Here is a 1416-nt window from a genome sequence, read left to right as displayed (position 1 = left end):
TAGACCTTTGAAAACTGAACAAAGTAAGACAAACCAAATGTGTAGGGCGTCTTGATTCAATTCAAGACAACAAACATTTTTAACAAGCAAGCAATATGCTAGCAAACAAATTGAGCTTAACAATCGCAAGATTGTTCGAACTTTTTATGAGAGTTTGATCCTGGCTCAGGACGAACGCTGGCGGCGTGCCTAATACATGCAAGTCGAACGCTTCTTTTTCCACCGGAGCTTGCTCCACCGGAAAAAGAGGAGTGGCGAACGGGTGAGTAACACGTGGGTAACCTGCCCATCAGAAGGGGATAACACTTGGAAACAGGTGCTAATACCGTATAACAATCGAAACCGCATGGTTTTGATTTGAAAGGCGCTTTCGGGTGTCGCTGATGGATGGACCCGCGGTGCATTAGCTAGTTGGTGAGGTAACGGCTCACCAAGGCCACGATGCATAGCCGACCTGAGAGGGTGATCGGCCACATTGGGACTGAGACACGGCCCAAACTCCTACGGGAGGCAGCAGTAGGGAATCTTCGGCAATGGACGAAAGTCTGACCGAGCAACGCCGCGTGAGTGAAGAAGGTTTTCGGATCGTAAAACTCTGTTGTTAGAGAAGAACAAGGATGAGAGTAACTGTTCATCCCTTGACGGTATCTAACCAGAAAGCCACGGCTAACTACGTGCCAGCAGCCGCGGTAATACGTAGGTGGCAAGCGTTGTCCGGATTTATTGGGCGTAAAGCGAGCGCAGGCGGTTTCTTAAGTCTGATGTGAAAGCCCCCGGCTCAACCGGGGAGGGTCATTGGAAACTGGGAGACTTGAGTGCAGAAGAGGAGAGTGGAATTCCATGTGTAGCGGTGAAATGCGTAGATATATGGAGGAACACCAGTGGCGAAGGCGGCTCTCTGGTCTGTAACTGACGCTGAGGCTCGAAAGCGTGGGGAGCAAACAGGATTAGATACCCTGGTAGTCCACGCCGTAAACGATGAGTGCTAAGTGTTGGAGGGTTTCCGCCCTTCAGTGCTGCAGCTAACGCATTAAGCACTCCGCCTGGGGAGTACGACCGCAAGGTTGAAACTCAAAGGAATTGACGGGGGCCCGCACAAGCGGTGGAGCATGTGGTTTAATTCGAAGCAACGCGAAGAACCTTACCAGGTCTTGACATCCTTTGACCACTCTAGAGATAGAGCTTCCCCTTCGGGGGCAAAGTGACAGGTGGTGCATGGTTGTCGTCAGCTCGTGTCGTGAGATGTTGGGTTAAGTCCCGCAACGAGCGCAACCCTTATTGTTAGTTGCCATCATTCAGTTGGGCACTCTAGCAAGACTGCCGGTGACAAACCGGAGGAAGGTGGGGATGACGTCAAATCATCATGCCCCTTATGACCTGGGCTACACACGTGCTACAATGGGAAGTACAACGAGT

General features: G+C 51.1%; 1 rRNA gene. It reads left to right on the top strand.

The window, feature by feature from the left end:
* Positions 1–142 precede the first annotated feature (142 nt).
* Positions 143–1416, top strand: a 16S ribosomal RNA gene (locus tag OZ002_RS13250); the annotation flags it as partial.

The sequence above is a fragment of the Enterococcus sp. E4-150 genome, assembly GCF_035726465.1.
Classification (GTDB): Bacteria; Bacillota; Bacilli; order Lactobacillales; family Enterococcaceae; genus Enterococcus_B; species Enterococcus_B faecium.
This window is presented reverse-complemented; position numbering and strand designations above follow the sequence as displayed.